The 26952-nt window shown below is 73.6% G+C and carries 10 protein-coding genes and 2 pseudogenes; 7 read left to right on the top strand and 5 right to left on the bottom strand.

Features of this window, described 5'->3' with window-relative positions; all coding sequences use genetic code 11:
• Positions 1-16: 16 nt before the first annotated feature.
• The 3 genes and pseudogenes from GA0070608_RS27985 to GA0070608_RS34400 form a co-directional block, all read right to left on the bottom strand.
• Positions 17-12724: pseudogene (locus tag GA0070608_RS27985) on the bottom strand (SDR family NAD(P)-dependent oxidoreductase); the annotation flags it as partial.
• A gap of 58 nt (positions 12725-12782) precedes the next feature.
• Entirely contained in the window at positions 12783-13994 is a 1212-nt protein-coding gene (locus GA0070608_RS27980; RefSeq protein WP_176733872.1) for a cytochrome P450, read from the bottom strand.
• A 145-nt stretch (positions 13995-14139) separates the two neighbouring features.
• Positions 14140-14286, bottom strand: a pseudogene (locus GA0070608_RS34400) (BTAD domain-containing putative transcriptional regulator); the annotation flags it as partial.
• A gap of 138 nt (positions 14287-14424) precedes the next feature.
• Here GA0070608_RS34400 and GA0070608_RS27970 point away from each other — a divergent pair.
• The 5 genes from GA0070608_RS27970 to GA0070608_RS27950 all read left to right on the top strand — a co-directional run bounded on the left by GA0070608_RS27970 (position 14425) and on the right by GA0070608_RS27950 (position 22012).
• On the top strand, positions 14425-15996 hold the full coding sequence (locus GA0070608_RS27970) for a long-chain-fatty-acid--CoA ligase (RefSeq protein WP_091631871.1): 1572 nt from the start codon (positions 14425-14427) through the stop codon (positions 15994-15996).
• A 188-nt stretch (positions 15997-16184) separates the two neighbouring features.
• Positions 16185-19310: a non-ribosomal peptide synthetase gene (locus tag GA0070608_RS27965; protein WP_091631868.1), complete on the top strand. Its 3126-nt coding sequence runs from the start codon at positions 16185-16187 to the stop codon at positions 19308-19310.
• A 44-nt stretch (positions 19311-19354) separates the two neighbouring features.
• The gene (locus GA0070608_RS27960; RefSeq protein WP_091631865.1) at positions 19355-20338 is read left to right on the top strand and encodes an aldo/keto reductase; all 984 of its coding nucleotides are present in this window, start codon (positions 19355-19357) and stop codon (positions 20336-20338) included.
• Between the two features lie 58 nt (positions 20339-20396).
• Positions 20397-21134, top strand: coding sequence for a sulfotransferase-like domain-containing protein (locus tag GA0070608_RS27955; protein WP_091631862.1), 738 nt, complete (start codon positions 20397-20399; stop codon positions 21132-21134).
• Entirely contained in the window at positions 21131-22012 is an 882-nt protein-coding gene (locus GA0070608_RS27950) for a family 3 encapsulin nanocompartment shell protein (RefSeq protein ID WP_141719566.1), read from the top strand. The genes GA0070608_RS27955 and GA0070608_RS27950 overlap by 4 nt, the downstream gene beginning before the upstream one ends.
• A 54-nt stretch (positions 22013-22066) precedes the next feature.
• On the opposite strand, the gene map is transcribed toward GA0070608_RS27950, so the two are convergent.
• Positions 22067-22849, bottom strand: coding sequence for a type I methionyl aminopeptidase (map, locus tag GA0070608_RS27945; RefSeq protein WP_091631860.1), 783 nt, complete (start codon positions 22847-22849; stop codon positions 22067-22069).
• Between the two features lie 65 nt (positions 22850-22914).
• On the opposite strand from map, the gene GA0070608_RS27940 reads away from it, so the two are divergent.
• Positions 22915-23217 carry a helix-turn-helix domain-containing protein gene (locus GA0070608_RS27940; RefSeq protein WP_091631857.1) on the top strand — a complete coding sequence of 101 codons (303 nt, stop codon included), beginning with the start codon at positions 22915-22917 and terminating at the stop codon, positions 23215-23217.
• 101 nt (positions 23218-23318) lie between these two features.
• On the top strand, positions 23319-24227 hold the full coding sequence (locus GA0070608_RS27935) for a hypothetical protein (RefSeq protein ID WP_141719565.1): 909 nt from the start codon (positions 23319-23321) through the stop codon (positions 24225-24227).
• Between the two features lie 225 nt (positions 24228-24452).
• Here GA0070608_RS27935 and GA0070608_RS27930 read toward each other — a convergent pair whose 3' ends face one another.
• Positions 24453-26915, bottom strand: coding sequence for a DUF4127 family protein (locus tag GA0070608_RS27930; RefSeq protein WP_091631848.1), 2463 nt, complete (start codon positions 26913-26915; stop codon positions 24453-24455).
• Positions 26916-26952 lie beyond the last annotated feature (37 nt).

Below are 26952 nucleotides of genomic sequence, written 5' to 3'. Positions count from 1 at the left end.
CGATCAGGTGCTCCACGAGCGCCGCGGGCGTGGGGTGGTCGAACGTCAGCGTCGCCGGCAGGCGCAGGCCGGTGGCCTGGTTGAGCTGGTTGCGCAGCTCCACCGCCGTCAGCGAGTCGAAGCCCAGCTGCTTGAACGCCTGATCCGCCCGGACGGTCTCCACCGAGCCGTGCGCCAGCACGGCGGCCACGTTCGTGCGTACCAGGGTCAGCAGCACCTCGCGCTGCTCCGGCTCGGTGAGGCCGGCCAGCCGGCTGGACAGCGACACCGCGCTGCCGGCCGAGGAGGCACGCCGGGGCCGAGCGAAGGAGCGCAGCGGTGGCGGCGCCGACGTGCTCGTGCGCAGGGCACCCACGTCCAACCTGATCGGGACCAGGCACGGCTCGTCAGTCCGGCAGGCCGCGTCGAACAGCGCGAGCCCCTCCTCGACGGTGTGCGCCAGCACGCCGTTGCGCCCGATGCGGGCGAGGTCGGCCTCGGTCAGCCCACCGGTCATCGCGCCACCGCTGCGCCACAGGCCCCAGGCCAGCGACGTCGCCGGGAGGCCGGACACCCGACGTCGTGCGGCGAGCGCGTCCAGGAAGGCGTTCGCCGCCGCGTAGTTCGCCTGGCCGGCCGTGCCCAGCACCCCGGTCGCCGAGGAGAACAGCACGAACATCTCGACGTCGCCGGCCAGCTCGTGCAGGTTCAGCGCGGCGTCGACCTTCGCCCGCAGCACCGCGTCCACCCGCTCCGGCGTGAGCGACTCGACCGTACCGTCGTCAAGCACGCCCGCCGCGTGCACGACACCGACCAGGTCGGGCAGGGACGTCAGGAGCGCCGACAGCGCGGCCCGGTCGGCGGCGTCGCAGGCGGCCACCGTGACCCTGGCGCCCAGCGACTCCAGCTCGGCCGTCAGCTCCGCGGCGCCCGGCGCCGCCGGCCCTCGGCGGGAGGTCAGCACGAGGTGCCGCGCACCGTGCGCGGTGACCAGGTGGCGGGCCAGCGCGGCGCCCAGTGTTCCGGTGCCGCCGGTGACGAGCACGGTGCCCGCAGGGTCGAACAGGCGGCGGTCCGAGTCGGCCGCGAAGGCCGCGAGCCGTGGCACGGCCGGCACCCCGTCGCGGACGGCGACCTGTGGCTCGCCGGTCGCGACGGCCGCGCCGACGAGAGCCGGATCGTCGGCGTCGACGAGGACGAAGCGATCGGGGTGCTCGGACTGCGCCGAGCGGACCAGGCCCCAGACCGCAGCCCCCGCCGGGTTCGTGCCGTCGGTCGCACCCCGGGACACGAAAACCAGCGGGGAACGGTCGCCGGGCAGCCACTCGTGGATCGCCGCGAGCGCGTCGTGCACGGCGGCCCGTACCGCCTCGGCGTCCGTGCCGGTCCCGACCTGGAACACGTCGAAGGCGCCGGCGGGGGCCACGGGCGTGGGGACCGGCAGCCACTCCAACCGGTGCAGCCCGTCCGGACCGGCGGTGGAGCGCAGCTGCTCGATCGTCACCGGGCGCGTGACCAGCGACTCGACCGTGGCCACCGGCATCCCGGTGCCGTCGGTGAGCGCCAGGGCGTACGCGTCCCCGGCGGTGGGCGTGATCCGCACCCGCAGAGCCGTCGCCCCGGCGGTCAGCACCCGTACGCCGTGCCAGCTGAACGGCAGGCGCAGCGGACCGTCGGCCCCGGTGGCCAGGACGATCGGGTGCAGGGCCGCGTCCAGCAGCGCCGGGTGCAGTCCGAAGCGGCCCGTGGGCGCGTCGACGGGGAGCGCGACCTCCGCGAGCAGCTCGTCGCCGTGCCGCCAGACCGCCACCAGTCCCCGGTACGCGGGCCCGTAGTCGACGCCGAGGTCGGCGACGCGGTCGTACAGCTCCTCGACCGAGGCGGGGACGGCGTCGGCGGGCGGCCACTCACCGGCCCAGCCGGTGTCGGGCTCTCCGGCAATGTCGAGCAGGCCGCTCGCGTGCTGCGTCCACGGCTCGCCGTCGGGTGCGTCCTCGCGTCGGGAGTGCACCCGCAGCGGCCGGCGCCCGACCTCGTCAGGTTCCCCGATCTCCACCTGTATCCGCACCGCGCCGTCCGGTGGCAGCACCAGCGGCGCGTGCAGGGTCAGCTCCTCGATGCGGTCGAGGTCGACGTGTTCGGCGGCCCGCCGCGCGAGTTCGACGAACGCGGCGCCCGGCAGCAGGACCGTGCCCAGGACGGCGTGGTCGGCGAGCCAGGGCTGTTCGCGCAGGGAGAGCCGGCCGGTGAGCACGCTCCGCTGGGAGTCGGCGAGCGCCAGCACCGCGCCGAGCAGCGGGTGGTCCGCCGCCCTGAGCCCGAGTCCGCCGGCGTCGGCGGGGGAGTCGTCGGGGACCAGCCAGTACCGCTGGTGCTGGAACGGGTACGTCGGCAGCTCCACCTCGCGGGCGCCTGCCAGGTACGCGCCGGCGTCGGGGCCGGTCCCGGCGGTGAAGAGCTGCCCGATGGTCCTGACGAGGGTCGCGGTCTCGGGTTGTCCGCGGCGCGTGGTGGCGATGGCGGTGGCGTCGCCGGTGGCGGCGGCCGTGGCGAGGACGGTGTCGGGGCCGATTTCGAGGTAGGTGTCGACGTGGTGGTCGTTGGTGAGGGTGGTGATGGCGTCGTGGAAGCGGACAGCCTGGCGGACCTGGTCGACCCAGTGGTCGGCGGTGGGCCGCAGTGGTTGGCCGTCGACGGTGGAGATGAGGGGGATGCGGGGCTCGTGGTGGGTGATGGACGCGGCGATGGCCCGGTAGCGGTCGAGCATGGGGTCCATCAGGTGGGAGTGGAAGGCGTGGGAGACGGTGAGCCGTTTCGTCCGGTGGCCCTGCGCGGCGAGAGCTTCGGCGGCGGTGAGGGTGGCGGTTTCGTCGCCGGAGATGACGAGGTTGGTGGGGGTGTTGACGGCGGCGATGCCGACCTGGTCGTTGAGGTGGGGGGTGACCTGTTCCTCGGTGGCTTCGATGGCGATCATGGCGCCCTCGGTGGGGAGGGCTTGCATGAGCGTGGCGCGGGCGGCGACGAGTGTGGCGGCGTCGGTGAGGTTCCAGACGCCGGCGATGTGGGCGGCGGCGAGTTCGCCGATGGAGTGTCCGGCGACGGCGTGGGGGCGGATGCCCCAGGATTCGAGGAGTCGGTAGAGGGCGACTTCGAAGGCGAACAGGGCGGGTTGGGTGTAGCCGGTCTGGTGCAGCTCGTCGGTGTCGATGACTTCGCGTAGTGGCCGGTCGAGGTGGGTGTCGAGGGCGGTGCAGGCGTCGTCGAAGGCTGTGGCGAAGACGGGGTGGGCGGCGGCGAGTTCGGCACCCATGCCCAGCCGCTGTGCGCCCTGCCCGGTGAACAGGAACGCCAACCTGCCGGCCCCGGGGTTGCCGGTGACCAGGTTGGCGGCGTCCCGGCCGGCGGCCAGCGCGGCGAGGCCGTCGAGGAGTTCCCGCCGGTCGGACCCGACGACGGCGGCCCGGTTCGTGAACCGGACCCGGGCGGCCAGGGAACGGGCGACGTCGGCGTCCGGCAGTTCGGGTCGGGTCGCGAGGTGGTCGTGCAGGCGGCGGGCCTGCTCCCGCAGGGCCTGCTCCGAGCGGGCGGACAGCAGCCACGGCAGTGCCGGCGGCGGCGTGCCGGCGTCGGCGCCGTCCGGTTCGGCGGGGGGCTCCTCGATGATCACGTGCGCGTTCGTGCCGCTGACGCCGAACGAGGACACCCCCGCGCGGCGCGGGTGGCCGTTCCGCTGCCACTCGGCGGGCTCCGTCAGCAGCGCGACCGAGCCCGCCGCCCAGTCCACCTTCGGCGACGGCTCGTCGACGTGCAGGGTGCGCGGCAGCAGCTCGTTGCGCAGGGCGAGGACCATTTTGATGACCCCGCCGACGCCGGCGGCGGCCTGGGCGTGGCCGATGTTGGACTTGAGTGAGCCCAGCCAGAGCGGCTGTTCGCGGTCCTGGCCGTAGGTGGCGAGGATGGCCTGGGCCTCGATGGGGTCGCCCAGGGCGGTGCCGGTGCCGTGCGCCTCGATGGCGTCCACCTGGTTCGCCGACAGCCCGGCGTTGGCCAGCGCCGACCGGATGACCCGCTGCTGCGAGGGCCCGTTGGGGGCGGTGAGGCCGTTGGAGGCGCCGTCCTGGTTGACGGCCGAGCCGCGGACGAGGGCGAGGACCCGGTGGCCGTTGCGGCGCGCGTCGGACAGCCGCTCCACCACCAGTACGCCGACGCCCTCCGCCCATCCGGTGCCGTCCGCGGCGGCGGCGAACGACTTGCACCGGCCGTCGCGGGCGAGGCCCCGCTGCTTGGAGAACTCCACATACAGGCTGGGCGTGGACATGACGGTCACGCCGCCGGTCAGCGCGAGGGAGCACTCGCCGGAGCGCAGCGCCTGCACGGCGAGGTGCAGGGCGACCAGCGACGACGAGCAGGCGGTGTCGACGGTGACCGCCGGCCCTTCCAGACCGAACGTGTACGCCACCCGGCCCGAGGCGACACTGCCCGCGGTTCCGGTGCCCAGGAACCCCTCGACACCGTTGGGTACGGCGCTCGCCCCGGCGGCGTAGTCGTGCGTCATGAGGCCGGTGAACACGCCGGTGGGTGAGCCGCGCAGCGCGTCCGGCCGCAGGCCGGCGTTCTCCAGCGCCGCCGAGCAGGTTTCCAGGAACACCCGCTGCTGCGGGTCCATCGCCAGCGCCTCGCGGGGGCTGATGCCGAAGAACTCCGCGTCGAACCCGGCCGCGTCGAGCAGGAACCCGCCCTGGTCGACGTAGCTGGTGCCGGGGGTGTCCGGGTCGGGGTCGAACAGCGTGTCCAGCTGCCAGCCACGGTCGGTCGGGAAGCCGCCGATGCCCTCCCCGCCGTCGACCAGTAGCTGCCACAGCTCGTCCGGCGAGCTGACGCCGCCGGGGTAGCGGCAGGCCATGCCGACGATCGCGATGGGCTCGTCGGTCGGCCGGGCGGCGACCGCCACGACGGGCGCCCGCTCGTCCTCGCGGCCACCCAGCTCGCCCCGCAGGTACTCGACGAGGGCCTCCGGGGTGGGGTAGTCGAAGGTCAACGTCGCGGGCAGGCGCAGCCCCGTCGCGGTGTTGAGCCGGTTGCGCAACTCGACGGCCATCAGCGAGTCGAAGCCGAACTGGCGGAACGGTTCGGCCACCGAGACGGCGTCCACGTCCGGCTGGGCGAGCACGGTCGCGACCTGCGTACGCACGATGTCGAGCAGCAGCCCGCGCTGCTCCTCTTCGCTGCGCCCGGCCAGCTCGCGGGCCAGCGCGGTGGCGCCCGGCCGGGTCGCGGCCTGCCGCCGGCGCGGCACCTTGGCCAGGCCGTGCAGCGGCGGCGCGGCGTCCGGCGCGGCGCGTACCGCGGCGACATCGATGGTGACGGGCACCAGGTGCGCCTCGTCGGAGCGGCACGCGGCGTCGAACAGCGCGAGCCCCTCCTCGACGCTGTGCGGGAGGAGACCGCCGCGCGCGATCCGGGCCAGGTCGGTCTCGCCGAGCTGGCTGGTCATCGCGCTCTCCTGCGCCCACAGGCCCCAGGACAGCGAGGTCGCGGCCTGGCCCTCGGCCCGCCGCCGCGCGGCCAGGCCGTCGAGGAACGCGTTCGCCGCCGCGTAGTTGGCCTGCCCGGCCGTGCCGACGACGCTTGCGACGGAGGAGTAGAGCACGAACAGCTCGACGTCGCCGGCCAGTTCGTGCAGGTTCAGCGCGGCGTCGACCTTGGGTCGCAGGACGGCGTCCAGGCGTTCGGGCGTGAGCGACTCCAGGATGCCGTCGTCGAGCACGCCCGCGGTGTGGACCACCCCCGCCAGCGGCCGGGATAGCCCGGCGAGCAGCGTCGCCAGCGCCTCGCGGTCGGCGGTGTCGCACGCGACGACCGCGACCGAGCTGGCGCCGAGGGTGGCCAGCTCCTCGGCCAACGCGGCGGCGCCCGGTGCGTCCGAGCCCCGGCGGGAGGCGAGGACCAGGTGCGCCGCGCCGTGCCGGGTGACCAGGTGGCGGGCGAGCGCGGCGCCGAGCGTACCGGTGCCACCGGTGATCAGGACCGTGCCGGCCGGGTCGAACAGCCGGCGCTCGGCGGCGGCGGAGGCGTGCCGCGCGAGCCGCGGCACGGTCAGCGCCCCGTCGCGGACGGCGAGCTGCGGCTCCCCGGTGGCGAGCGCGGCGGCGAGGGCGCGCTCCGACTTGTCGGTACCGTCGGTCTCGACGAGCACGAAGCGATCCGGGTGCTCGGTCTGGGCGGAGCGGACCAGCCCCCACGCCGCCGCGCCCGCGAGGTCGCCACCGCGGGTGACCACGGCCAGCCGCGCGGTGCCGGCCGTGGCCCGCTGAAGCGTCGCCAGCGTGTCGTGCAGGGACTGCCGTACGGCGTCGGCGGTGTCGCCCGCTTCGACGCGGAACACCTCGATGTCGGGCGTGCCGGCGCCGGCCGGGGCGCTCACGGGCACCCACTCCGGGCGGTACAGCGCGGCGGTGGGGCCGCTCGCGCCGGCCAGGCCGTCCGTCGTGACCGGCCGGACCGCGACCGCGTCGGCGCTCAGCACCGGGTTGCCCTCGTCGTCGGTGGTGCTCACCCGCAGGGTGTTCTCGCCGGCCGGGGTCAGCCGGACCCGCAGCGTCGAGGCCCCCCGGCGGTGCACCCGCACCCCGCGCCAGGAGAAGGGCAGCCAGGCCCGGCCCGCCGGGTCCCCGCCGCCGTCGAGGTGCAGCACGAGCGGGTGCATGGCGGCGTCGAGCAGCGCCGGGTGTACGCCGTAGCGCACGGCGGCCGGCTCGTCCTCGGCGCGCAGGGTGGCCCGGGCGAACAGTTCGTCGCCGCGCCGCCACACCTCCTGGACGCCCTGGAAGGCAGGCCCGTAGCAGAAGCCACGCGCCAGCAGCCAGCCGTAGAAGTCGCCGACGTCGACGGGCTCCGCGCCGGGTGGTGGCCATTCGTGGGCCACCGGAGCCGGCGCGGGTGCGTCGGCCAGCGTGCCCGAGGCGTGGCACGTCCACTCCGCGCCCGGCGTGTGCCCGGCCGGCTGGGAGTACACACCGAACTCGCGGCGGCCCTGCTCGTCGGGTCGGCCGACCCACACCTGGATGTTGACCCGCTGCTGTTCGGTCAACGTCAGCGGGGCCTGGAGGGTGAGTTCCTCGATCGTGCCGCTGCCGGTGTGCTCGGCGGCGTGCGCGGCCAGCTCGAGGAACGCGGTGCCGGGCAGCAGGACCGTGTCGAGGACGGCATGGTCGACCAGCCAGGGCTGCTCGCGCAGGGAGAGCCGCCCGGTGAGCACGAGCCGGTCGGTGTCGACGACGCCCAGCACCGCGCCGAGCAGCGGGTGGCGCGCCGCGGTGAGGCCGGCCGTGCCCACGTCGCCCCCGGCTGCGGGCCGCAGCCAGTACGACCTCCGCTGGAACGGGTACGTCGGCAGCGGCACCTCGCGGGCGCCGGGGAAGTAGGCGTCGGCGTCGAGGCCGGTCCCGACGGTGAAGAGGTGGCCGACGGCCCGGGCGAGGCTGTGCGTCTCGGGCTGTCCCCGGCGCATGGTGGCGATGCCGGTGGCGTCGCCGGTGGTGGTGGCGAGGACGGTGTCGGGGCCGATCTCGAGGAAGGTCTCGACGCGGCCGGCGGTGGTGAGGGCGGTGACGGCGTCGTGGAAGCGTACGGCCCGGCGGACCTGGGTGACCCAGTGCTCGGGCGTGGAGCGCAGCGGCTGCCCGTCGACCGTGGAGATCAGCCCGATGCGGGGTTCGTGGTGGGTGATGGACGCGGCGACGGCGCGGTAGTCGTCGAGCATCGGGTCCATCAGGTGGGAGTGCGCGCCCAGCGGGATCGGCAGCCGCTTGGTCTTGTGCCCCCGCGCGGCGAGCTGCTCGGCGGCGGCGAGGGTCGCGGCCTCGTCGCCGGAGATGACCAGGTCGGTGGGGGTGTTGATGGCGGCGATGCCGACCTGGTCGCCGAGGTACGGGGTGACCTTCTCCTCGGTGGCCTGCACGGCGACCATCGCGCCACCCAGCGGCAGGGCCGCCATGAGGGTGGCGCGGGCGGCGACGAGCTTCGCGGCGTCGGCGAGTGACCAGACACCGGCGACGTATGCGGCGGAGAGCTCGCCGAGGGAGTGCCCCGCCACGAAGTCGGGGCGGATGCCCCACGACTCGACGAGCCGGTGGAGGGCGACCTCGAAGGCGAACAGGGCGGGTTGCGTGTACGCGAACCGGTGCAGGTCGTCGCTGAGGATGATCTCGCGTACCGGCCGGTCCAGGTGCCGGTCCAGCTCGGCGCAGGCCTCGTCGAAGGCGGCGGCGAAGACGGGGTACGCGGCGGCGAGTTCGGTGCCCATCCCGAGGTACTGGGCGCCCGTGCCGGTGAACAGGAACGCCAGCCCGCCGGGGCGGGAGGTGCCGGTGAGCACGTCGGCGGTGCTCTGACCGGCGGCGAGGGCGGCGAGGGAGTCGAGGAGGTCCTGCCGGGTGGCGCCGGTGACCGCGGCCCGGTGGCCGAAGGCCACCCGGGTGGTGACGAGGGACCGACCGACGTCGGCGACCGACAGCCCGGGCCGGTCGGCGAGGTGGTCGTGCAGCCGGTGGGCCTGCTCCCGTACCGCCTGCTCGGAGCGCGCCGACAGCAGCCACGGCAGCACCGGCGGCGGTGCGTCCGGGGCGTCGGCGTCCGGGGCGTCGGCGGCGGGCGGCTCCTCGATGATCACGTGCGCGTTCGTCCCGCTCATCCCGAACGACGAGACGGCGGCCCGGCGCGGACGGTCGCCGGCGGGCCACGCGACCGGCTCGGTCAGCAGCGCCACCGCCCCGGCCGACCAGTCCACCTTGCGGCTCGGCTCCGAGACGTGCAGGGTGCGCGGCAGCAGCCCGTTGCGCAGGGCGAGGACCATCTTGATCACGCCGCCGACGCCGGCGGCGGCCTGCGTGTGGCCGATGTTGGACTTGAGTGAGCCCAGCCAGAGCGGTTGTTCGCGGTCCTGGCCGTAGGTGGCGAGGATGGCCTGGGCCTCGATGGGGTCGCCCAGGGCGGTGCCGGTGCCGTGCGCCTCGATCGCGTCCACCTCGCCGGCCGCGAGGCCCGCGTTGGCGAGCGCGGCGCGGATGACCCGCTGCTGCGAGGGCCCGTTGGGGGCGGTGAGGCCGTTGGAGGCGCCGTCCTGGTTCACGGCCGAGCCGCGGACGAGGGCGAGGACCCGGTGGCCGTTGCGGCGCGCGTCGGACAGCCGCTCCACCACCAGTACGCCGACGCCCTCGCCCCAGCCGGTGCCGTCGGCGTCGTCGGAGAACGCCTTGCACCGCCCGTCGGGGGAGAGGCCGTTCTGCCGGGAGAACTCGGTGAAGGTCTCCGTGCCGGACATCACGGTCACCCCGCCCGCCAGCGCCATCGCGCACTCGCCCGCGCGCAGCGCGCGTATGGCCAGGTGCAGGGCGACCAGCGACGCCGAGCAGGCGGTGTCGACGGTCATCGCCTGGCCCTCCAGGCCCAGGGCGTACGCGACCCGGCCGGACGCCACGCTGCTCGCGGTGCCGGTGATGAGGAAGCCGTCGACCCCGTCCTCCTCGCTGTGCCCGAGCCGGCCGTAGTTCTGCACGTGCAGGCCCGTGAAGACGGCGGTGTCGCTGCCGCGCAGCGAGGCCGGCGGGATGCCGGCGTGCTCCAGCGCCTCCCACGCGGTCTCCATCAGCACCCGCTGCTGCGGGTCCATCGCCAGCGCCTCGCGGGGGCTGATGCCGAAGAACTCCGCGTCGAACTCGTCCGCGTCGTGCAGGAAGCCGCCGGCGTTCGCGCTGCACGTGCCCGGCCCGTCACCCGCGAACAGCGCCGCGAGGTCCCAGCCACGACTGGTGGGGAACTCGCCGATGGCGTCCGTCCCGTCCTCGACCACCCGCCAGAGGTCGTCCGGGGAGGTGATGCCGCCGGGGTAGCGGCAGGCCATGCCGACGATCGCGATCGGCTCGCTCTCGTCGTACGCCGCCACGGCGCTCGGCGCCGCCTCGACCGTGCCCAGTCCCAGGGCGTCGAGCAGGTGGCTGGCGAGGATGTCCGGCGTCGGGTAGTCGAAGACCAGGCTCGCCGGCAGGTTCAGCCCGGTCGCGGCGCAGAGCCGGTTGCGCAGCTGCACGGCGATGAGTGAGTCGTAGCCGAGCTGGCGGAACGGCGTCTCGCCGTCGATCGTCGCGGGCGCCTGGTCCCGCAGGACCTCGCCGGTCGCGGTCCGTACGACGTCGCGCAGCAGGCCGAGCCGGTCGGTCTCCGGCAGGGCCAGCAGCTGCTCGGCCAGGGCGCTGCGGGCGTCGTCGGCGCCGCCCTCGGCGGCCAGCACGGGGCGCGCGGCGACCACGCAGGGCTCGCCTGCGGCCAGCGCGGCGTCGAGGAGGGCGCTGCGTCGTGCCGTGGGGGGCCGGGCGAACCCCGGCGCGCTCCACGCCACGGAGACGCCGGGCAGGCCGAGCGCGTGCCGGTGCCGCACCAGCGCGTCGGCGGCGACGGTGGCGGCGACGTCGCGGCCGTCGGTGAGCAGCACGAGGCCGGTCGGGGCGCGCCCGAGCGTCGCGGTGTGCAGCGCCAGCGTCTCCTCGACCGTGAGGTCCACCGCCGCGACGGTGGTGACCGGCCGGTCACCGAGCACGGCCGCCAGCGTCTCCGGGTCGAATGGCACGCCCGGGTGCACGCAGACCCCGGCGCCGAACGCCGCCAGCTCCGCCGGGGCGCCCGCCGGCACGTCGTCCGGCCCCACCAGGACCAGTTCGCGTACGTCGTGGGCCGCCACGAGGTGGCGGGCGAGCGCCGCGTCGTACGACCGGGCGACGAGCACGACCGTGCCCTGCTGCGGTGCGCCGCCGGGCAGGGCGGGGACGGCCGCGTACCGGGGCACGAGCAGTTCGCCCTCGCGTATGGCCAGCACGTCCTCGCCGCAGGCCACGGCCGCGCGCAGCTCCTCGGCGCCGACCCGGTCGGCGTCGAGGAGCACGAGCCGGCCGGGACGGCGGAGCTGGTGGGCCCGCGCGAGCGCCCAGGCGGCGGCCTGCCGGGGGGCCGTGGCGTCGTCGCCGTGCAGGGCGCCCCGGGTCAGTACGACCAGGCGTGAGTCCGCCGGGTGGTCCTCGTCGAGCACCCGTGCCAGCAGCTCGGACAGCGCGGTGTGGTCGGGGTAGCTGTCGACGGTGAGGTCGTCGTCGGTGAGGTCGGCGGTCAGCTCGGGCGGGCCCACGACCGACCAGGCGAGGCGACCCTCCTCCGACTCGGAGCCGGACTCCGGTGCCGGCTCCCAGCGCAGCGCGTGCAACCGGTCGGGCAGCGACGCGGCCACGCCGATCAGGCGGGCGGGCAGCTCGGGGAGCCGGTGGCGGGCGGGGCTGCCGAGGGCGGTGCGCGGGATCTCCCGCACCAGGTACGTCTCGACCGGCACGGCCGCCGCGGCAAGCTCCGCGCGGCACTGCGCCAGCAGGCCGACGGCGTCCACGTCGGACCCGACGACGAACGCGACCGGACCGTCGGGCCCGGAGAGGGCCGCCGCGTCGGCCGCCCCGGCCACGCCGCGCAGCACCGCGTCGATCCGGTCCAGCCGTACCCGCTCGCCGCCGACCTCGACCGCGTCGGCCAGCCGGCCGGTGACCGTGAGGTGCCCGGAGTCGTCGCGGCGGGCCAGGTCGCCCGTGCGGTACCAGCCGCCGCTCATCGCCTCGGCCGTGCGGGCGGCGAGTTCGTGGTAGCCGCCGGCCATCACGTTCGGGCCGCTGACCCAGACTTCACCCTCCTGGCCGGGGCTGAGATCGGCGCCCGAGCGGGGGTCGACCACCCGGACGCTCAGGCCCGGCAGGGGCAGGCAGCGCCGCTCCGCGTCGCCGTTCGGCCAGCTCACCGCGATCAGGCCGGACGTCTCGGTGGTCACGTAGCCGGCGAGCAGTGGCGCCGAGAACGCGGCCTCGAACTCCTGGCGCAGCGCCGGGTCCACGGGGCCGACGGCCAGCGCGAGCCGTACGCCCTCCGGGGCGGCGCCCGGCGCGTCCAGCAGGGGCCGGTGGCTCGTGCCGGTGCCCACGAGCACGGTGCTGCCCTCATCGGCGAGCGCGGCCCGCAGCTCGCCCGGGGGCAGGTCGTCCGCGAGCCGGACCGAGGCCCCCGCCGCGGTGGCGGCGACGAGCTGCCCGAACCAGGCGCGCACGGGCAGCATCCACAGCACCCGGTCGTCCTCGGTGTACCCGAGCCCGGCCACGTGCGCCGCGGCGGCGGGCCACAGCAGGTTGCGTTGCGTGGCCAGCACGCCCTTGCGGGGGCCGGTCGTGCCCGCCGTGTAGGTGAGCAACGCCAGGTCGTCGAGGCCTGCGTCGTCCTGTGGCGGCGACGCCGGGTCGGTCGTCGCCAGCTCCTCGAACGAGTGCGCCTCGCCGTCGTGCCCGCCGTCCACGACGAGGATCGACACGGACACCCGCGCCGCGTTGGCCGCGTCGGTGATGACCGCGTCGGCGCCCGCGTCCTCGACCAGCCGGGCCAGCTCGGCGTCGTCGAGCGCCGGGTCCAGCGGCACCGCGATCCCGCCGGCGCGGACGACGGCGAGCACGCCCTCCACCGCCGCGACGCCGTCCAGCAGCACGACGACCCGGTCCGCCGGCCACACGCCGAGGTCGGCGAGGTGTCCGGCGAGCCGCGCCGTCCGCGCCGCCAACTCCCCGTGGGTCACGCCACGCCGTGAGTCGGCGTACGCGATCCGGTCGCCGGACCTGGCGGCAGCGGTCCGGAGCAGCTCGGGCAGGGGGCGGAGCAGATCGGTACGCGGCATGGTTCAACAACCTCTTGTTGGATAGCAGTGGTGTTGCGGACCGTGGGTGGGGATGCGCTCAGACCGTGACCGGAAGGGACACCAGGGCGGGCACCAGCGGCGAGTGCCGCACCTTCAGTGACTCCGGGGGTACGGCCAGCTTGATGTTCGGAAAGCGGGTGAACAGCTCCCGGAGGGCGATGGTGACCTCCATCCGGGCCAGCTCGGAGCCGGAGCAGAAGTGCGGGCCGCCGCCGAACGCCACGTGCGCCTTGTCGGCGCGGTCGATGTCGAGCACCTGCGGATCGGGGAACCGCTTCGGGTCGTTGCCGGCGGCGGTCAGGTGCAGCAGCACCGTGTCGCCCTTGCCGATCTTCGTGCCGTCGATCTCCAGGTCCTCGGTGGCGAAGCGGCGGAAGCCGTGGTGCACGGAGCCGTTGCGGCGCAGCAACTCCTCGACGGCCTCGTCGAACAGGTCCGGGTCCTTGCGGAGCCGGTCCAGCGTGTCCGGGTCGTCGAGCAGCGCCAGCGCGCCCCGGCTGATCATCCCCGAGGTGGTGTCGTAGCCGCCCAGCATCGTCAGCAGGGCCAGGGCCATCACCTGGTAGACGTCGAGCTCCGGCTCCCCGTCGGCGTTCTTGGCGTGGATCCAGTACGAGAAGAGGTCGTCGCCGGGCTCCGCCGTCTTCTGTTGCCGGATCTCGTTCATGAGCTTCGACATGGTCGAGCGGACCCGGGCGTTGGTCTCGTCGTCGCTGCCGAAGGCGAGGTCGGCCATCTCCTTGAGGCCCTGGCGGTACTCGTCAGGGATGCCGAGCACGTCGCAGACGATCGTGATCGGCAGGATGGCCGCGTAGTCGCCGACCAGGTCGCCGCCGCCCGCCGCTTCGATGGCGTCCAGCCGGGCCTCGACCAGCTGGTGCACGCGGGGGCGGAAGGTCTCCAGGTTGCGGGGCAGGAAGGTGAAGTTGATCATCTTCTTGAGCCGCGTGTGCTCCGGCGGGTCGAGGGTGACGATGGTGCCGGTCGCCGAACCCTCCGGGAAGCGCTGGCTGGTGAAGTCGCCGCTGGAGTACTCGCGGGGACGCGCCAGGCGCTTGTCGCGCAGCGCCGAGTAGACCTCCGCGTGGCCGGTCACCAGCCAGACCTGGCCGTGGTCGTCGAGACAGGTCCGGTGGACGGTGCCCCGCTCGTGCAGTGTCGCGTAGCGCTCGTACGCCGCGTACGGGCTCGCGAAGTAGTCGTCGTCCATCAGCTTCCGATGCCCGTGCACCGGGCACTTGTTCGCCATGTCGTCCTCGCTGTGATCGCTCGGAAGGAATCGCTGTCGGCATCCGGTGCGCCGGGCGGGAGGGACCGCCCGCGCGCCCATGGTGCCCCCAGCCCGTCCACGCTCGGGTAACTGCCGGGACGCCGGCCGTTGGTGCGGTGACACCTCAACTCACGAGTACGGGGATCTGAATTCGGGTGTCGTGTTCGAGGATGCGTTGTTGGATTTCTTGCAAGCTGCGGCCGGGTTCGTTGCCGAGACCGTCAATGAGTGCTTCGCGGGTGCGTCGATAGACGCGGAAGGCGTCGACTTGGCGTCCGGCTGCGGTGGAGGGCGAGCATGAATTGGTGGTTAGGCGGGGCCCTCATGGCCAGTTCTTTCACTGTTACCGGGTAATGGACACGCGCCTATTACGTTCAATTTCGCACTCGTGCGCAGAGGAGGAATAGCGATGGTGACTGTTCAGTTGCGCACCCTCGTCGACGTGGCGCGCAGGCACGCCGTCCAGCAGCCGGACGTCGTCGCCATGATCTGCGAGGGCCGGCGTGTCGACTACGCCACCCTGCACCGCGTCAGCAACCAGGTGGCGCGCGGTCTCCAGGCGGCCGGGCTGCACCCCGGTGACCGCATCGCCTACCTGGGCAGGGAGTCCGAGCACTACTACGACCTGCTCTTCGGCGCCGCCAAGACCGGTGTGGTGCTCGTACCGATCAACTGGCGGCTGGCCGCCGGCGAGGTCGAACACATCCTGCGCGACTGCGGCGCCGCCCTGCTGTTCGTCGACTCCGACTCGGCCGCCGTCGCCGAGAAGCTGGCGCCGGAACTGCCGATGCTGCGGCAGGTGGTCGCGCTGGACTCCGGCGGCGTGGCCCGCGCCGGCTTCGCGGCCTGGGTGGCGGCGCAGCCGGACGCGAACGTGCTGGCCAGGGTCACGCCCGACACGCCGCTGGTGCAGATGTACACCAGCGGCACGACGGGCCTGCCGAAGGGCGTCGTCCTCGCGCACCGCAGCCTATTCGCGGTACGCGACGCGCTCGCCTCGGCCGACCTGGACTGGCTCGACTTGCGCGAGGGCGAGGTCAATCTCGTCAGCGTGCCCGGCTTCCACATCGCCGGCCTGGGGTGGGCGGCGCTGGGTTTCATCTCGGGCGTCACGAACGTGGTGATGCGCGAGTTCACCACGGCGGGCGCGATCGAGCTGATCAGGACGCTGCGCGTGCGCACCGCCATCCTGGTGCCCGCGCTGCTGCGCCTGCTGCTCGTGGAGCCCGGTGTCACCAGGGAGGACTTCGCCTCCCTGCGGAAGATCGTCTACGGCAGCGCGCCCATCTCGGCCGCGCTCCTGGCCCGCTGCATCGAGGGCTTCGGCTGCGAGTTCGCCCAGATCTACGGCCTGACCGAGACCGGCAACTCCGCCGTCTGCCTGCCCCCGGCCGACCACACCCCGGACAGCGGCAAGATGCAGGCGGCGGGGCTGCCGTACCCGGGCTTCGAGGTCAAGGTCGTGGACGACAAGGGCAACCCGCTGCCGGCGGGCGAGGTCGGCGAGGTCTGGCTTCGTTCGCCGGGCGTGATGGTGGAGTACTGGAACCAGCCGGAGGCCACGGCGAAGACGCTGGTCGACGGATGGGTCGTCACCGGTGACGCGGGCGTGCTGGACGAGGACGGCTACCTGTTCATCCGCGACCGGATCAAGGACGTGATCATCGTGGCGGCGGAGAACGTCTACCCGGCCGAGGTCGAGAACGTCATCGGTCGGCACCCGCTGGTCGCCGAGTCGGCGGTCGTGGGGGTGCCGGACGAGCGCTGGGGCGAGGCTGTCTACGCGTTCGTGGTGCCGGTGGAGGGCCAGCAGCTCACCGAACGCGACCTGGCGCTGCACCTGCGCGGCCAGCTCGCCGGCTTCAAGCAGCCGCTGCACTACGAGTTCATCGAGCGGGTGCCTCGCAACCCCAGCGGCAAGATCCTGCGCCGCGAGCTGCGTGAGCGGTTCTGGCAGGGCCACGACCGCCGGGTGGGTTGAGCGCGATGACCGCGGTGACCAGCGAGCCGGACCGCCGGGCCCCACGGCACCGGCTGCTGGACGACCGTCCCCACGTCGAATTCCGCTGACTCCGGCCGAGTTCCAACTTCCCTTGCTGCGCGTCGGGTCGGAACCGTCCCGTCCGCGGCGTGACGACAGGCCGGGCGGGCACAGGGACAGGAGGCGTGATGAGGGAGGGCGACACCGGATCCGTGGCGGCGGTTCCCGTCTCCGACGGATCCACCTGCCGGTGCACCGCCACCCCTCCGACGGCTGCCGGGACGCCGTACGACGACCGGCCCTTCCTCGCCGTGCCCGGCATGGTCGAAGAGCGCGTCGACCGGCACCCGCACCGTCGGGCGGTGTCGTTCCGGGGCCGCTCGCTGACGTACCGCGAACTCGACGACCTGGCCAACGGCGTCGCCGCCGCCCTGGCCGGGCGGGGCGTCCGGCGGGGCGACGTGGTGCCGGTCCTGCTCGCCGACGGGCTCGAACTGCCCGTCGTCGACCTGGCGTTGATGAAGCTCGGCGCGGCCTTCGTACCCGTCGATCCCGGCTGGCCGGCGGACCGGCTGCACGCCTCGCTGCGGGTGGTCCGGCCCCGGCTCGCGGTGGTACGCGGCTCCGGCCCGCGTCCCGACACCGGAGACGTCCCCTGCCTGCCCGTCGACCTCGACGAGATCACCCCGAAACGCCGCCGGCCCGGCGTGCCGATCGGCCCGGCCGACCTGATCTACGGCATCTTCACCTCGGGCACCACCGGCACCCCGAAGTGCGCGCTGAACCGGCACGACGGGATCGCCAACCGGCTGCGGTTCATGACCCGCCACTTCGCGGCGACCGGCGACGAGGTGGTGCTCCAGAACAGCCGGCACACCTTCGACTCGTCGGTGTGGCAGATGTTCTGGCCGCTGACCACCGGCGGTCGGACGGTGGTGCCGGTCGAGGGCGGGTTCCTCGACGTCGAGCGGACCGTCCGGACCATCGCCGACGAGGCCGTCACGATGACCGACTTCGTGCCGAGCGTGCTCGGCGCGCTGGTCTCGGTCCTGGACCGGGACCCGGCCGCCCGCCGCGCCGTCGCGTCGCTGCGCAACGTGATCGTCGGCGGCGAGGAGATCGACCCGTGGGCGGTGCACCGCCTGGTCGAGCTGGTGCCGGAGGTGGCGGTCACCAACGGCTACGGCCCCACCGAGGCGTCGATCGGCATGATCTTCCACACCGTCGCCCGATCCGACGGCGACGTCATCCCCATCGGCCGGCCCATCGACAACTGCTACGCCGCCGTGGTGGACGCCGAGCTGCGGCCCCTGCCGCCGGGCGAGACCGGCGAGATCGTCATCGGCGGCGTGTGTCTGGGCGAGGGGTACCTCGGCGACGCGGCCCGCACCGCCGAGGTGTTCGTGCCCAACCCGCTGCCCGGCATCCCGGGCCCGCGGCTCTACCGCACCGGCGACCTCGGCCGGATCGCCCCCGACGGCCGGCTGCACTTCGCCGGCCGCCGCGACCACCAGCTCAAGGTCAACGGCGTGCGGATCGAGGCCGGCGAGATCGAGACCGCCGCCACCCGGCTGGCCGGCGTACGGCAGGCGAAGGTCCTGCTCGCCCGCGAGCACCGGGGCAGGTCGTTGGCACTCTTCCTCGCCGCCGACCCCGAGGTGACGGAGCCGCAGGTGCGGGCGCACCTGCGGCGGCTGCTGCCCCGGACCCACGTGCCCCGGCACGTCGTCGTGCGCGACGCGCTGCCGCTGACCGGCAACGGCAAGGTCGACCGGCGGGCGCTGGAGGCCTGGCTGGACCGTACGTTCGTCGACCGGACACGCCCGTCGGCCGCGCCCGCCGAGGCGCGGACGCTGCCCGACCGGGTGCTGGGGGTGTTCCGGACGGTCCTCGGCCGGCCCGACCTCGGCCCCGACACCGACTTCCTCGACGCCGGGGGCGACTCGCTCCAGGCCCTCGACGTGGTCACCGCCCTCGGCGCGGACCAGAGCCTCCGCGTCGGCGTGCAGGACCTGTTCACCCACCGCAGTGCCGCCCGGCTCGCCCGGGCGCTCGCGGTACGGCTGCGCGCGGCCGACCCCGCCGAGACCGAGGACGAGCTGGTGGAGCGGGACGCGAAGGTCCCGGCCGACCTGCCCGTACGTCCCGTCGGCCGGCGCCGGGCGCCGCGTACGGTCCTGGTCACCGGGGCCACCGGATTCGTCGGCGCGCGCCTGGTGCACGAGCTGCTCGCCACCACCGACGTCCGGGTGCTGTGCCTGGCCCGCGCGGCCGACGACGCCGAGGCCACCGCCCGCGTCGTGCGCGCGCTGGCCGAGCGGGGCCTGTGGCGGCCCGGCCACGGCCTGCGCCTACACGGGTACGTGGCCGACCTCGGCCGCCCGGCCCTCGGCCTGACCCCGCAGGCGTGGGACCGGCTGGCCCACGACTGCGACCTCGTGCTGCACGCCGGGGCGCTGGTCAACTTCCTGTTCGACTACCGGGCCCACCGCGCCGCGAACGTCCTCGGCACCGCCGAGCTGCTGCGGCTCTGCCTGACGGGTCGACCGAAGCCGCTGCACCACGTCTCCACCCTCGGCGTCCTCGACAGCGAGGCCGCCCGCCATCCGCAGCCGCTGCCCGAGACGTACGCCCCGGCCCTCGCCGTCGGGCCGACGAGCGGCTACAGCCGGTCGAAGTGGGTGGCGGAGCGGTACCTCGACGAGGCCCGGCGGCGGGGCGCGACCATCACGGTGCTGCGCCTCGGCGAGGTGATGCCCGCGGCCGACGACGGCCACCCCAACCCCCGGGCCCTGACCCACCTGCTGCTGGCGGCCTGCCATCGGCTGCGGATGCGGCCCGACGCGCCCGTGCTCTCCGACTGGACGCCGGTGGACTGGGCCGCCCGGCGGATCGTCGCCACGGTCGTCGATCCGCGCCAGTGGGGCGGCACGCTGCACGTCCTGCACCCGGTGAGCGTCGACTTCACCGACCTGCCGCTGGCCGGCGCGGACGCCCTGCCCCGGGTGAGCTGCGGGCGGTTCCTGGCGGGGCTGCGGGAGGCGGCGGGCGGGGGCGACCGCGACGCTGCCGTGCTGCTGGCCCTGTTTCCGCCCGGCGCGGGCGCCGACGAGGAGCGGCTGCGCGCGGTCTTCGCGACGCTGCTCACCGACAACCCCCGGCTCTTCCGGCGCGACGGCTGCGCCGAGCTGGAACGGCGCGGAGGCTTCACCGACCATCGGCTCGGCCCGTCCGTCGGTGCCTACCGCGCCTGGCTGGGCGAGCACGTGCGGCGGGAGGCCGACCGGCTGCTGCTGCCGGCGGGACCAGGGTGAACGGCCGCGCGTGACGCGGTGACCGGCACGGAGGAGGGAGTGGAATGCGATACCGCAGGATGGGTCGGCTCGGCTGGCAGGTCAGCGAGGTCGGGTACGGGATGTGGGGCATCGGCGGTGGACCCGGCGGCTTCACCGGCTGGGACTACGACACCGCACCGGCCTGCCTGGACGAGGCGGTGGAACGGGGCTGCAACTTCTTCGACACCGCCTGGGTCTACGGGCGGGGTGTCAGTGAGCAACTCCTCGGCGGCCTGGTGCGCCGGCACCCGGACCGCCGGCTGTACCTGGCCACCAAGATCCCGCCGAAGAACCGCGAGTGGCCGCCCGGTCCCCAGGACAGCCTGGACGACGTCTTCCCGGCCGAGCACATCCGCGAGTTCACCCACCGCAGCCTCGAGAACCTCGGCGTGGACCGGATCGACCTGCTCCAGTTCCACGTCTGGGAGGACCGGTGGGCCGCCGACGGCCGCTGGCAGGAGGCCGTCGCGGACCTCAAGCGGGAGGGCGTGGTCGACGGCATCGGGATCAGCGTCAACCGGTGGGAGCCGACGAACTGCCACGCCGCCCTAGACACCGGCCTGATCGACGTCGTGCAGGTCATCTACAACATCTTCGACCAGGCGCCGGAGGACGAACTGTTCCCGCGCGCCCAGCGCGACGACATCGCGATCATCGCCCGGGTCCCGTTCGACGAGGGGACGCTGACCGGCACGCTGACCGCCGACAGCACCTGGCCGGAGGAGGACTGGCGCAGCACGTACTTCGGGCCGGAGAACCTGCTGCCCAGCGTGGAGCGCGCCGAGCGGCTGGCCGCCGAGGTGCCGGCCGGGACGACCATGCCGGAGCTGGCGCTGCGGTTCACCCTGCACCACCCGGCGGTGAGTACGGTGATCCCCGGCATGCGCCGCGCCGAGCACGTGCGCGCCAACCTGGCCGTCAGCGACGGCGTGCCGCTGGACGCCGGGCTGCTGGACACGCTGCGCGCGCACCGGTGGGACCGCAAGCCCACGTCGTGGTCGCAGTGAGCGCGGCGCAGCGCGGGGTCGCGGTGCAGCGCCGGGCGACGCGGTACGGGAGGCCGGCATGCCGGTGATCGCCATGTGGGCGCACCCCCGGGCGCTCTCCACCGCGTTCCTGCGCATGATGATCGCCCGCGGTGACGTCGCGGTCGTCCACGAGCCCCTGGTCACCCTCGTCGACGAGGGGAACGTCGAGCTGCCCACCGCAGACGGCGGCACCGTCACCGTGACCGACGCGGCCGAGGTCGTCGCGCACCTGAGCGAGCTGGGCCGGGACCGGACCGTCTTCGTCAAGGACACGCTCGAATACCGCTACCGGCACCTGTTCGCCGATCCCGGGGCGATCGCGGACGTCACGCACACCTTCATCGTCCGGGAACCGGCCCGCACGATCAGCTCGCACTACGCGATCAAGCCGACGGTGACCTGCCCGGAGATCGGCTACGAGCACCAGTGGGAGCTGTTCGACCTGGTCAGCCGGACCGCGCACCGGCCGCCGGTGGTGATCCGGGCCGAGGACCTGCTGCGGCACCCGGGGGAGACGGTGGCCGCCTGGTGCGCCGCCGTGGGGCTGCCGTTCCGGCCGGAGGCGCTGAACTGGGCGCCGGGGGAGCGGGCCGAGTGGCGGCGTACCCGCAAGTGGCACCTCGACGTCGAACGCACCTCGGGCTTCTCGCCGGTCGAGAAGTCCTTCGAGGTGACCGTCGCCAACAACGACACCCTGCGGTCGTACCACGACCACCACCAGCCCTTCTACCAGCGGCTGATCCGGCACGCCATCTGCATCGGGGAGGACTCATGACCATCACCGCCGCACCGCCCGTGACCGCCTCGGCGACCCTGTCGCCCGGCGCCTCGGCGACGCTGTCGCCCGGTGAGCTGTTCGCCCGCGCGTACGCCGCCGATCCCGCCGGCGCCGAGGTGCGCTTCGACTACACCATCACGGACGCCTTCCAGCCGACGAAGGAACGCCCCCGGGTGACCGTCCGCAACCTGTTCCGCAAGCGGTCGGTCGGGATGGAGCCGGTCCGGTTCTGGTGCGAGGGCCGGCCCGACGCGGGCGAGGCCGCCGCCGTCCACGAGTCGGGCCTGCGCCGGGAGGCCGCCTTCCGGTTCGGCACCGCCTCCGCCGGGGTGCACCCGATCCGCGCCTGGGTGCGCATCCCCGAGGAAGTCGCCGACGACCCGGAGGCGCTGGCCGTCTTCATCGACTACCGGCTGCTGGTCCGCCTCGCCACGGCCGAGAACCAGGCGCTGACCATCGGCGAGGGCGGCCTGCTGCGGCACCCGGAGATCGGGCGGCTGCCGTACCGGCACGACTGGCTGAGCGGCCTGCTCGCCGCCTGCGACGAGATCGAGCAGACCGGCGCCACCCCGCACGCGATGATTGTCAACCCGAGGGACTACTACACCCACCTGCTCGGGCGGGGCGCGTTGCTGGCGGACCTGACCCGTAACGGCGTCCAGATCAGCCGTACGCGGATGGTGGCGCCGGGCGAGGCGGTGGTGGGCGACTTCGCGATGGCGGCCCGCCTGCTGGACGCCGGGCGATCCGCGATCCGCGTCGACACCCCGCCGCCCGGTACCTTCGCCACCGACGGCCCGGCTGTCTGCGCCGAGATCCACGAGGGCCTGGCCGTGCACCTGCCGACCCACTTCTTCCACGTCGTACCGGCCTAGGAGCGTCACCGCAGTCGTGAGGCTGGCTTCACGCCACGGATGGGGACGTGGGCCTCACGAGTGCGCCTGCTTCGGCAAGGTGAGGATTTCAGCTCCGTCGTCGGTGATGGCGATCGTGTGCTCACTGTGTGCTGTCCGGCAGCCTGTCGCACTTCGGAGCGTCCACCCGTCGGCATCAGTGATGAGTTCAGCGGTGTCCGCCATGACCCACGGCTCCAATGCCAGCAGCAGCCCAGGGCGCAGTCGGTATCCGCGACCGGGCCGTCCGGTGTTCGGAACGTGCGGGTCCTGGTGCATCGTTGATCCGATCCCGTGACCTCCGAACTCGGTGTTGATCGGATACCCCGCTTCGTGGAGGGTCGAGCCGATGGCGTGGGAGATGTCGCCGATGCGAGCCCCAGGCCCGGCAGCGGCTATCCCCGCGTACAGCGCGCGTTCGGTCGCGCTGATCATCGCGACGCTCTCCGGGGGCTTTGAGTCGCCCACGATGAAGCTGATGGCAGAGTCTGCGACGACTCCGCCTTTGGAGACGGCGAGGTCGAGTGACAGCAGATCTCCGTCGGCAAGCGTGTAGTCGTATGGCAGCCCGTGGAGCACGGCGTCGTTGACGGACGTGCAGATGTAGTGGCCGAACGGCCCGCGTCCGAAGGACGGCTCGTAGTCGACGTAACAGGACTGCGCTCCAGCCTCGACGATCATGGTCTTGGCCCACCGGTTGATGTCTTGGAGGTTGGTGCCTACTGAGCTGCGGATCTTCAGCATCTGCAAGATGTCGGCGACCAGGGCGCCTGCCTCCTTCGCTCGGGGCAGGTCGGTGGGGTTCAGGATCTCGATCATGCGGCGCCTTCCTCATGCAGCCAATAACTATCCCGGCCATATTATCCCGGTACTAGAATCGGAGCATGGTCAGGTTGCCGCTCACACCCGCAGAGGTCGAGCGCGGACAGCGCCTCGGTGCCGTGTTGCGTCGCGCCAGGGGAGAGCGCTCGATGCTCGAGACCGCGCTCGACGCACGCGTCTCACCGGAGACCCTCCGGAAGATCGAGTCGGGCCGCGTAGCGACCCCTGCCTTCCCGACCATCGCGGCGATCGCCGACATCCTCGGCCTCTCCCTCGATGCGGTGTGGGCCGAGATCAACCAGCCCGAACGTGGTGTTGAACCGACCAGCACTGGTCACAACGCACGTGAGCGGTTGGCCTCGTAGGTCTCCCTGCTGGGGCATCCGCGGAAGTGACGCTTCGACCACCGCCAAAGCTCTGGTCAGGGCTCGTGGTGCCAATATCGGCCCGTGACATGATGGCGCCCATGGGGAAACAGCAGGACGCCGGCGGGCCCAACCGTCACAGTGAGTCAGGTGCCGCCGCGGACGGTGCGACGGGTGGCGGCGTCGACGCGCGGCTCGCCGTCGCGCAGGACCCCGCAACGCCACATATGACCCTCATCGACCTGGCGTCCGATCCGTCGGCCGCGGTCCGTAAGGCGGTCGCGACCCGCACCGACGCGCCCGCGCAGGCACTGCGACCGCTGACCCGGGACCATGATCGTCATGTCCGGGAGGCCGTGGCGAGAAACCCCTCGACGTCGGTCGCCAATCTCCTGCTACTCGTCAAGGACGCCGACCGGTGGGTCCGCTGGGCGGTCGCCGGCAACCCGGCCTGCAACGAGTCGATCCGCCGGGTGATGGCGGAGGCTCCCGACAAGGAGCTTCGTGGGCTCCTCGCGGAGACGCGCGAATTGGAGCCCGAGCTGGCCGCGCGGCTGGTCGACGACGTCTCACCCGAGGTACGGGAGCGACTCGCCACCCACACCCACGACCCCGGCGTGATCACCGCCCTGATGGCCGATCGCACCGTACGCGTACGCAAGGGGCTCGCCCGCAACCCGCGGACCACCACCGCCCAGCGCAGCGCACTTGCCCAGGATCCCGTGGTGGACGTCCGCGCCGCCCTGGTGCTCGCGGTCGAGCTGGACGAGGCGGATCTGCGACGCCTGGTTGACGACCGCTCGGTGCAGGTACGGATGGCGATGGCGACGTCGGAGGTGGTCCCGCCGCACATCCGGCAGTTGCTCGGCCGCGATCCCGACGAGATGGTTGCCGGCGCGGCGCGGGACTTCCGCCCCGGGTCTCGCAACGCCCCGGTGGTACGGGCTCCGCGTATCGGTCACCGGGCCTCCGGGACCGGCCGAGGCCGACCGGGCAGCGCCCGGCGCTGAGGCCGGCGGAGCGCATACCGACCGGCGCCTTGCAGGTGCCCGCCCGACTCGGCCGGGCTCGCGCTCGGCGCGCGGGCCGGTCTGCTCCCGGCAACCTCGCGGTCGCCGCGCTGCTCACGGTGGTGCTGCGGGCGGCGTGCCGCCCCCGAGTCATTACGGCTTCGGGGGCGGCACGCCGCCCGGTCCGGCGGCGGCGGACGCGCTTCGGGTCAGCGGGGTTTACGGTCAGCCGCAGGCGGCGGCCCGGCAGGTCACCTCGATCTCGTAGAGCCGGGCCTGCCTGTCCCGGCTGCCGAGCACGTCGAGGCGGACGGCGGTCGCGCGGACCGGCGTGACGGTGTGCGTGGTGACCTGGGTCGTGTTTCCGGTGACCTCGCTGAGCACCTGCCAGGCACCGTCAACGAGGCCGGAGATCCGGTACGCGGTCAGCTCGTACCCGCCGTACTGGTACAGCCGTACCGTGTCGATCAGCTCCGGATCGGCGAACTCGACCTGCAGCCAGTGACTGTCGCCCGGATCGGTGATCCAGCGACTACCTGCGCTGACGCGGTTGCCGTCGATCACGTGCGCCGGCACGTACTGTCGCCACCAGCCCGACGCGGTGGCCGTGGCGCCCTCGGCGGCCAGCGCCACGTTGCGCCACACCGCCCCGAAGGTCATGGTCGCGCTCGCGGCGAACTGGCGGTGCCCGTTCTGCGGCATGACGTGCGGGGCCTCGACCGTGACGGTGGCGCTCTGCTCGGCCGCGAGCTGTCGGACCCCCACGGTCAACGGAACCTCCACCACCGCGAACGGCGCGAGCCGTACCCCGGTCGGGGCCGGGGCGACCCACCCGTCGGGGACGACAGCGCTGAGCTGTGCCGTCACGGGAGTGCCGACGTCGTTACGGAGTACCACGGTGACCCGTTCGTCCACGTCCGAGTCCGGCCGGACCGTGGTCCGCAGGGGCAGCGCCGTGACGGTGAGCAGCGCGCCGCGGTCGGTGGGGGCGGTGCTCAGCGCGAGCGTGGGGAAGGCTTCCAGCTCCTGGTAGCGCGACCAGGCCAGCGTCATCTCCCAGGACGTCAGCCGGTGCACGACCGCGGTCACCTCGTCCCGGCTGTCGTTGCCGGCTCGGATCGGGGTGCCGGCGAACTCGTCGGCGAAGAGCTGATCGGCCAGCGCCCTGGTCCGCTGCACCGCGAGCTGGTTGGCGCCCGCGAACACCTTCGTCATGTACTGCGGATCGTCGCCGTTGTCCCGGGCGTACGCCTGGACCTGGCTGAGCACCTGGTTGCGGTAGAGATCGGTGTGGGCCAGTTCCTGCAGCGTCAACTCGACGTGCGCGGTGGCGGCGCCCAGCAGGATGGCCTGGCGCGCCTTCTGGAAGGGAATCCCCTTCGAATTGCCGGGGAAACCCGGCAGGCGCCCGGTCCGGCTCGCCTGCAACAGCGCCGCGCGGACCACCGACTGGGAGATCGACAGGCCGATGTTCCAGCCGGACCAACCGGCCAGTTCCCCGAACCGGATCCGGGGGGCGAGCAGCGAACGTAGCTCACTGTCCACCTTTCCGGCCAGTGCGTCGTCGCCGACTGCGACGAGCCGGCCCCGGGCCACCGCTTCGTGGATCCGGTCGGCGAAGGGTTCCAGGTTTCCGCCCCCGGCGGTGTTCGCCATCAACAGGATGTCGGCGTCGGGACTGTCCGAGGGGCGGGCGCCGAGGGTACGCACGTATTCGTCGACCAGGGTGGCGTAGGGGACGTCCTGATAGGGCGCCACCCACTGGTCGCCGGGGGTACGGGACCACTCGACGTCGACCGTCGGGGCGGCGCCGAGCCGCTTGGTGATGTGCTTGGCCACCAGCAGCGCGCCGAGGATGTCCGCGCCCGGATAGATCTTGACCCGGTCCTGGACCCCGAGTTTCGCCGCGAGCGCGGCCAGGCCCGCCTTCTCCAGGCGGTGCGGGCCGTGCTCGGTGGCGTCGTCCTGACCGAGGACCAGGTAGTCGATGGTGCCGTTGGCGACCCGTTCGATCATGTCCCGGTTGATCTGGTGGTCCCGCGCGCGGGCACAGCGGAAGTCCGCCTTGATCTCCTCGGGGATCTCGTTGGCGACCTGCTCGTACTCGGCCCGGCGCTCCTCCTGCCCGAGGTTCTCCACCTGGTCCATCAGGATCGCCCAGCGCCGGATCGGGCCGGAGTAGATGCCCGGGTAGCTGCTGGTCGGCTCGATGGTGAGGCGCATGATCACGTCGAACGCGTAGAGGGGCTTGTCGGGGTTCTTCCGCTTCACCTCGTCCAGCACGGTGAGCCGCCGCCGGGCGTCGGCCAGGCTGGTCTGGCAGGTCCGGGAAGCGACCAGGCCGCCGTAGGCGAGCATCGGGGCCGCGACGACCGAGCCGTCCGCGTCGGCGGCGGCCCTGCGCCACCACGCGCCGACCGCGTCGGCCTGACCGTAGGTGAAGTACTCGCCGAGCAGGTCCTTCGGGGGTGTCAGCGCCTGGTGCCCGCCGGCCTCGGCGACCGCGACCGGCGTGTACGCGGTGAACGGCCGGTCATCCAGCGGTACGACGGCGAGCTGACCCAGGTTGGCCGGCGGTCTGGCGGCTGCGGCCGGTGTGCCCGGGAGGGCGACCGCGAGGGTGAGGATGACAGCGGTGGTGGTGATCATGCTGAGGGCGCGGGGTGTCAGTCGTCTGTTGCGACGCATCAGTTCACTTTCGGGGTGGTGGTGGACGAGGTCAGCG

Source organism: Micromonospora peucetia (assembly GCF_900091625.1).
GTDB classification, from domain to species: Bacteria; Actinomycetota; Actinomycetes; order Mycobacteriales; family Micromonosporaceae; genus Micromonospora; species Micromonospora peucetia.
Note: the sequence above shows the minus strand (reverse complement) of the source record. Positions and strands in the feature narration are given on the sequence as shown.

Excerpts from the sequence above, each read along its gene's own strand:
- GA0070608_RS27980 (WP_176733872.1), bottom strand. The coding sequence starts at position 13,994 with ATGGCGAACAAGTGCCCGGTGCACGGGCATCGGAAGCTGATGGACGAC.
- GA0070608_RS27970 (WP_091631871.1), top strand. The coding sequence starts at position 14,425 with ATGGTGACTGTTCAGTTGCGCACCCTCGTCGACGTGGCGCGCAGGCAC.
- GA0070608_RS27965 (WP_091631868.1), top strand. The coding sequence starts at position 16,185 with ATGAGGGAGGGCGACACCGGATCCGTGGCGGCGGTTCCCGTCTCCGAC.
- GA0070608_RS27960 (WP_091631865.1), top strand. The coding sequence starts at position 19,355 with ATGCGATACCGCAGGATGGGTCGGCTCGGCTGGCAGGTCAGCGAGGTC.
- GA0070608_RS27955 (WP_091631862.1), top strand. The coding sequence starts at position 20,397 with ATGCCGGTGATCGCCATGTGGGCGCACCCCCGGGCGCTCTCCACCGCG.
- GA0070608_RS27950 (WP_141719566.1), top strand. The coding sequence starts at position 21,131 with ATGACCATCACCGCCGCACCGCCCGTGACCGCCTCGGCGACCCTGTCG.
- map (WP_091631860.1), bottom strand. The coding sequence starts at position 22,849 with ATGATCGAGATCCTGAACCCCACCGACCTGCCCCGAGCGAAGGAGGCA.
- GA0070608_RS27940 (WP_091631857.1), top strand. The coding sequence starts at position 22,915 with ATGGTCAGGTTGCCGCTCACACCCGCAGAGGTCGAGCGCGGACAGCGC.
- GA0070608_RS27935 (WP_141719565.1), top strand. The coding sequence starts at position 23,319 with ATGGGGAAACAGCAGGACGCCGGCGGGCCCAACCGTCACAGTGAGTCA.
- GA0070608_RS27930 (WP_091631848.1), bottom strand. The coding sequence starts at position 26,915 with ATGCGTCGCAACAGACGACTGACACCCCGCGCCCTCAGCATGATCACC.